The following is a 6,837-nucleotide window of genomic DNA, read 5'->3' on the forward strand; positions in this document are numbered from 1 at the left end:
TTTAATCCAAAGACCCATCTGATGGTAACAATTGCAGTAAAAACAATACTTTTGCTTGGTTCGTTACTGGCTTTTGTGCTGAGCTCTGTCGCGGCTGCAAACAGCACTGAGATAACGGAAGCTCAGCTAAAGCAGCAACCTAAGTATCCGGATGATTTTTACGACAGGCCTTACGCTGAGCGTATTGCCTGGTTGCAACAGCAACTGGCGCAAGCCTCCGATGCTGCGCGGCGTTATCAGTTAGGCAGCAGCCTTGGATTTCAGCATTTTTCTGCCTACGCCAATGAGCCATTACGGCAGGCTTGCGCCCAAACCCCACCTCAGGCTTTTGATTTGGATTACCGATTTATTTGCACCTCGGCCAATGGTCTGGACTACGACAGCAATATGCGTGATTTGATGGCTTTATACGACGATGCAATAGCTGCCGCCAACATAGATTTGGCGACGCAGGTGTTGTCGGGTATGGCCTGGAAGCAATCTGAGCATGGTGATATTGCCAGTGCCTTTCGTAGCTACGGGGTGGCCTTGTCTTTGGCTAACCAGGCCAGTCCTGAAGCTTTAAATGATGTGATGTTAAATACTGCCGCTTTGTATGTGATGCACGGCGATCAGAGGTATATTGAAAAAGGAGTGCAGTTACAAAAAGCGACTCTAGAGCGACTGGAGCAGTTAGTTCAGCAAAAATCTAATGCTATGGATTTAGACTATGTCAGCCAAATCATTGGTTTAACTCAGCATAATGTCGGCGTGGCTTATGCGTTGCATTTATTTGATTATCAGCAAGCGCTCGACTGGTTTGGCAAAGTGAAGCCTGAGCATACCGAGGTATGGCGTTCTGCTTTGGTGTTTTCTGCTTTGTCTGCGGCTGAACTAGGCCAAAAAGACAAGGCCGCAGACTTTGTTGCTAAGGCAGAAACGGCAACAAACAGTAGCGAAATTGACTCAGATTATCTGGACTGTTACCTGCAGTTAGTGCAGATGAAAACAGGCCACAGCGGTGAGCTAAAGCTGTGCCAGCAGTTGGATGCGCAAGCACCTTTGGAGGTGCGGCTGGATATTTATAAACGACTGGCGGCTATGTCAGAGCCGGAGTGGCGGTTGCTGGGGCTGGAAAAGCTGCATGGCTTATTTGTCAGCACTTTGGAGTCACAACTGAAACAAAGTTCGTCTCAGGCCGCGTCGCATACCGAGTTAAGTCGGTTAGAACTGGAATCTGATCTCAAAACTGAACTGTTGGAAACAGAGCTGTCACTGAAAAAAGTCGAGCAGGAAAAACGCCAGAGTCAGACGCTGCTCACTATGGCGACCATGCTGATTTTAGTGCTGGTGATCCTGGCTGTGGCTATCCAGCTTGGGCAAAAACGTAAACTGGCGCGGCAGTATAAGTTGCTCAGCGTACGTGATGGTTTAACCGGCTTACATAACAGGCGTTACTTTGAACAGAATATTGAACGGGAGCTAAGTTTTGTCCGGCGCTGCCAGCAGCAAGGACGGCCAACGACCCTGGCATTTTTTCTATTTGATATTGATTTTTTCAAGAAAATCAACGATCTCTATGGCCATCAGTCAGGTGATGAAGTTCTGATTGAATTCTCTAAACGCATCACTACCGTGATCCGTGACACTGATTTATTGATCCGCTGGGGAGGTGAGGAGTTTTTGTTAGTAGCCCGAACCGAGCAAGCTTCAGATCCACATCAGATGGCTGAACGGATCCGACAAGTGATTTGTCAGCAGCCTTTTGTGGTTGCAGCACAGCAGCAGCTTGATGTTAGTTGCACCATTGGGGTGTCTGTTTATCCTTGCGTCGAGGCAGGCCAGCAGAAGCTGGACTGGGGCAATTTAGTGCAATTGGCGGACGCGGCTTTGTATCTGGGTAAGCAGAAGCAGAGAAACTGCTGGATTTGTGTCGACTCTATTGCAGACTCTGTCCGGATAGCCGACGTACTGCAGCAAGGACTGGAGACATCCGCACAACAGCAGCAAATTAGCCTGACCAGTCAGTTTGAGCTGACTACAACGTCTGAAAGAGCCTGAGGTTCAGGCTCTTGCGCATTGCTGCGAGCAGATCCTGAAAAAATCTCTATCCGGCTGATTTTTCTGGTAAACCTTTTCCGTTGAATTGGCGTAAACTAAGGCCACTTAGCCGGAAGAGTCATGGATTTGCGATGCGTTATATCAATACCCCGAACTACGACCACAAGCAAAACGACAAGATTGGTATTTTACTGACCAACTTAGGTACGCCTGATGAGCCAACACCTAAGGCGCTGAAGCGTTACCTGAAGCAGTTTTTATCAGACCCTCGCGTAGTGGAAGTGCCACGTTTATTGTGGTGGCTGATCTTAAACTGCGTGATTTTGCAAATCCGTCCCCGTCGTTCAGCCAAAGCTTATGCCACAGTCTTTACCGAAAAAGGCTCGCCGCTGCTGTTTAATACGCAAGCGCAAAGTGATGCTATTGCTGCTCAGTTGCAGCAGCAAGGTGTGCAGAATGTAGTAGTTGATTTTGCCATGCGTTATGGCAACCCAAGTTTTGATACAGTGCTGGACAAAATGTTTGCGCAGGGCGTGCGTAAGTTATTGGTGTTGCCGTTGTATCCACAGTATTCGGGCTCTACTTCAGCTTCGACCTTCGATGAGCTGGCCGCTAACTTTATGCGTCGGCGCTGGTTACCTGATTTACGTTTTATCTCACATTACCCTGACTACGCACCTTTTATTCGTGCTGCTGCGGAAAAAATTCGCCAGCACTGGCAACAACATGGCCAGGCCGACAAACTGATGTTGTCTTATCATGGTATTCCAAAGCGGTATTTACTCAATGGTGACCCGTATCACTGTGAGTGCTACAAAACCTCGCGCTTAATAGCCGAAGAGTTGGGGCTGAGTAAAGATCAGTACCTGACCACTTTCCAGTCGCGTTTTGGCCGCGAGGAATGGCTCAAACCTTACACAGACGAAACCTTAAAGGCGCTGCCAGCTCAAGGCGTAAAAAGTGTTCAGGTATTTTGCCCTGGTTTTGCTGCCGATTGCCTGGAAACCATTGAAGAAATTGGCGAAGAAAATAAAGAGTATTTCTTGCACGCCGGTGGTGAGCGTTATGAGTACATCACAGCACTGAATGCAGAACCTGCACATATCGACGCGTTGTGTCAGCTGATTAAAGACAATCTGCACGGCTGGCAGGTTGAGGCTGATGCGCAGCGTGCTGTTCGGGCTGAGGCGTTGCGGGCGGAGAAGTATCCAGGCTAAGTTGTTAGCTGATAGTAAAGGGCCAGCTTTAAAAGTGGCCCTCAGTTTTATCCCGCTTATTTCTCCATCTCTTTGACAAGGCTCGTCATGGAATAGACCATGGTCTCGTAGTCGGCCTGACGTTGAACCATAATGTCTGGTGTGAAACTGCCTTTAGGTGGTGTTTTGTATAATTCCCTTTCAATATCACCGGGTCGTTCAGCGACTGAGGAGTTATGAAAATATCTCGGATGCAATTTGTTGTTGTAACTTTTTATTTGCTCAATGATTTCTTCTTTTGACAAACCCGCTTCGATAGCGCGCTCATAAATTTCAATGCGATCATTGGTTTGTTTATCTATTTCTTTTTCGTAGTTCAGCCAGGTTTGATAATCCAACACCTTATTGTCCGCTGGCCAGCGCGGTGGCAAGGTCGTGAAGTCAATTGTTTGTCCTCCGCGCCCATACACCATCTCCTCCAAAGCGCTTGAGGGTTGTGGTGGTATTCTGTGTGACGTTGAACCAAAACCATCAGGAATTCTTATGTCTTTTGCAGATGCCCCTGATGCTGATGCTTTTAGCGCCTTATCCGATAAGGTGACTACTGAGCTTGGAGTATCTTTCGCCTTGCTCTCGGTCGTCTTTAAATCTGTGCCCTGAGTTAAGTAATGTGACAGTTTCTCTATCTGATTCCTTGGGGGGACTCCGCCTAAAATATTCATCATCAGCTCCTGTTAAATACGCTGCTGATTTGAAGCAATCTTTGTACCCTTTATCCTTGCTTTAACAAATGTTCACAGTTGTGTTGGTCAACTGGTGGTTGACGAAGGTTTGAACCTTAGGGGACCGCAAACAATCAGGACTTGAACCTGAGACCTCTGCCTTCGGGGGGCAAGATGGGAATGAAGTTGTATATTTATATAATAATAACAGTGATTTAGGTTGTTTCTATGAGGTTTATGAATAGTTTTGTTCTAGGATAAAACACCATTTAATTCCGATAAAATATACAAAATCTACAGGCGATCAAAAATTTATGCCACATTGAAAATTAACCGTCTACTCGACGTCGGTTTCAAAAATCACCACTCATGTTGCAGTACCTAAAAGAAAGAATGAGAAGCAGCCTGAAAGTAAGGCGTGCTCGAGTTACTCATATTGAAATCAGTGATTAAACCAGCCGCCAAATACACGAGAGATTAGAAGTCTTAATCAGTTCTCAGTGTTATATATTGCCCCAAGTGACCTGCTGGAAATGTAAGCAAAAATTGATGCAAATTTTGGTGCAAGAATTGATGCAATAATTATGTTAAGCTCTTATAGTTGATTGAAAATAAGAGAATTATACTGCCATGGCTAGTTCAGTTATTGATGCAATTTTTGAGTTCTTGCGACGTAATCCCGCCAGTTCAACTGAGCTTGCCAGCTTTTGTGATTGCGATCGCTCAACTGTGACTCGTCAACTAAAACTGCTTGAAACAAAACTAGTTGCGACAGGCCGCGCTCGCTCTACCCGTTATTATCTGCGCCGGGGCTATGATTCCGACACTGCACTTTATCGTGTCAGTGAAGCAGGCCATGCCGAACATTTTGGCACTATGGTCGCAGTGATGCCCAATGGCTATGTTGTGAAAACATCTGGCGATGTCGATTATGTTTATTACGACGATTTACCTTGGTGGTTACAAGACTTGCGCCCTCAGGGCTTTCTGGGTCGAAATCTGGCCAAGGCTCTGTTTAAGAGGGGGATAGTAGTTACTGATGATATTGATTACTGGAAAGATCAGGATATTTTTCAGGCACTGTTGCATGCAAAAGGCGATTCGCCGGGAAACCTGTTGATTGGCCAATTGAGTTATCAGGAATGGCTACAGCATGAACCCGTCGCTTTATCAGAAGATGACTTTAACAGACTGGCAGCGGATGCGATGGCTGGAGAAGTGGTTGGTTCTTCCGCCGGTGGAGAGCAACCTAAGTTCTGTGCTTATGTCGATGGCAAGCATAGGTTGGTGAAGTTCACAGAACCAGTAGTCAATGCGAACAGCCAGCGCTGGGCTGATTTGTTGCTTGCGGAATACCTTGCTTTAAAAACCTTGGCGGGATCTGGGATCACGGCTACCCACTCAACAATCATCAGGCGTGAACAGCGTACTTTTTTAAGTTGTGAGCGGTTTGATCGCATAGGTGTGTTAGGCCGCAAAGGTTTAGTTTCCTTGCGTATGGTGGACATGCAATTTGTTGGGAAGCCAGCAGAATGGCCTGTCATAGCGCAGTATTTGTTGCAGGATAAACGCATCAGTGCGGCAGATGCGGAGGCTATCACTGTGATTTGGTGTTTTGGTCGTTTGATTGCCAACACAGATATGCACACAGGTAACCTGTCGTTTTATTTGTCAAAAGACATGTCACTTTCATTGGCGCCTGTATACGATATGCTGCCGATGGCATTTGCGCCTTTACGAAGTGGTGCTATGGCCTCTACTCATACCTTATCTGTTACCGCGGAAGCCCAGGGTAAGCACTGGCGTCAAGCTTATGCCATGGCTGAGCAGTTTTGGGGCGAATTAGCAAATCATGTTGATATTTCACCAGAGTTCAGAGGTATAGTTCAATCGATGCAAATTGAACTGCAGAATAAAAAACAGCTGATTGAGCGGATGGCTTAAGTGGTGCAAAGATGAGTCTTAGTTTGGAGTTATTTGGTATGGCCCTCGTAGGTCTTTAATCATGCCCAAGCTCATCCCTGCTTTGGATCTTTAAAACGTTCTGTCAGAAATAAAAAAACACTTGAGTTGCCTTTAGGCGTTTGATTCGTATGGCGTGCCCATCAGGATTACTCGGCGCTTCCTGCGTCTCGCCCTGTTGGGCGTCGCTGTGCTCCGTCCCAAAAGGCTATCCTGCATGCTACTCGTATCATCCTTATACTCGCCCTTACGGGCCAGCGGAGCTGTTCCAGTTTGCTCCCGGCAAACTGGTGGTCGAACGGCGCGTTCAAATCCGATAGGGTGCTTTAAACGCAAAAACCACCTAAAAGGTGGTTTTGATGTTTTGTGGTGCACCCGACAGGAGTGCTCACCCCATCCCTGGGGTTCGCCTGCTTCGCAGGCCAGCTAAAGCTGTCCAAAAACGTTCCAGACGTTTTTGTCGAACGACGAGTTCAAATCGGACAGGGTGCCAAAAACACAAAAACCACCTAAAAAGGTGGTTTTGATGTTTTGTGGTGCACCCGCCGGATTACTCGGCGCTTCCTGCGCCTCGCCCTATCGGGCCGTCTTCGCAAGCGAAGACGTTCAAAAACGCTCCCGGCGTTTTTGTCGAATAAGGTCCGGCTCTGCGGATGACACAAACAAAAAAACCACCTTACGGTGGTTTTCTTATGTTTGGTGCACCCGACATGAGTCGAACCTGTGACCTCTGCCTCCGGAGGGGCAAGGTCGCATCGGAGAGACCGCCCTAAATTCAGCGTAAATACTTGTTTTTTATATAAAAATCAAATATCCAAATTCACTGGAGATAACCTGAAATCACTCAAAATCACCTCCATACCTGAGGAATCCCCACAAATGGAGTAGGTAAAACAAATAGTTAGGCGAGATGGGAA

The 6,837-nt window shown here is 46.9% G+C and carries 4 protein-coding genes; 3 read left to right on the top strand and 1 reads right to left on the bottom strand.

The window, feature by feature from the left end:
* Window positions 1-21: 21 nt before the first annotated feature.
* On the top strand, window positions 22-2,040 hold the full coding sequence (locus WH43_RS07930) for a GGDEF domain-containing protein (protein ID WP_053424092.1): 2,019 nt from the start codon (window positions 22-24) through the stop codon (window positions 2,038-2,040).
* A gap of 131 nt (window positions 2,041-2,171) precedes the next feature.
* A complete protein-coding gene (hemH, locus tag WH43_RS07935) occupies window positions 2,172-3,257 on the top strand; it encodes a ferrochelatase (protein WP_053424093.1) in 1,086 nt (361 codons plus the stop codon).
* A gap of 56 nt (window positions 3,258-3,313) precedes the next feature.
* Here hemH and WH43_RS07940 read toward each other — a convergent pair whose 3' ends face one another.
* Window positions 3,314-3,958 (bottom strand): hypothetical protein, encoded by a 645-nt coding sequence (locus WH43_RS07940; protein ID WP_053424094.1) that lies wholly within the window; start codon window positions 3,956-3,958, stop codon window positions 3,314-3,316.
* Between the two features lie 630 nt (window positions 3,959-4,588).
* Here WH43_RS07940 and yjjJ point away from each other — a divergent pair.
* Window positions 4,589-5,902 carry a type II toxin-antitoxin system HipA family toxin YjjJ gene (gene yjjJ, locus WH43_RS07945; RefSeq protein ID WP_053424095.1) on the top strand — a complete coding sequence of 438 codons (1,314 nt, stop codon included), beginning with the start codon at window positions 4,589-4,591 and terminating at the stop codon, window positions 5,900-5,902.
* The last annotated feature ends 935 nt before the right edge of the window (window positions 5,903-6,837 follow it).

It is taken from the genome of Rheinheimera sp. KL1 (assembly GCF_001275035.1).
Lineage (GTDB): Bacteria > Pseudomonadota > Gammaproteobacteria > Enterobacterales > Alteromonadaceae > Pararheinheimera > Pararheinheimera tangshanensis.

What these genes read in the sequence shown, in the direction of transcription:
- WH43_RS07930 (WP_053424092.1), top strand. Translation starts at nt 22, where the DNA reads ATGGTAACAATTGCAGTAAAAACAATACTTTTGCTTGGTTCGTTACTG.
- hemH (WP_053424093.1), top strand. Translation starts at nt 2,172, where the DNA reads ATGCGTTATATCAATACCCCGAACTACGACCACAAGCAAAACGACAAG.
- WH43_RS07940 (WP_053424094.1), bottom strand. Translation starts at nt 3,958, where the DNA reads ATGAATATTTTAGGCGGAGTCCCCCCAAGGAATCAGATAGAGAAACTG.
- yjjJ (WP_053424095.1), top strand. Translation starts at nt 4,589, where the DNA reads ATGGCTAGTTCAGTTATTGATGCAATTTTTGAGTTCTTGCGACGTAAT.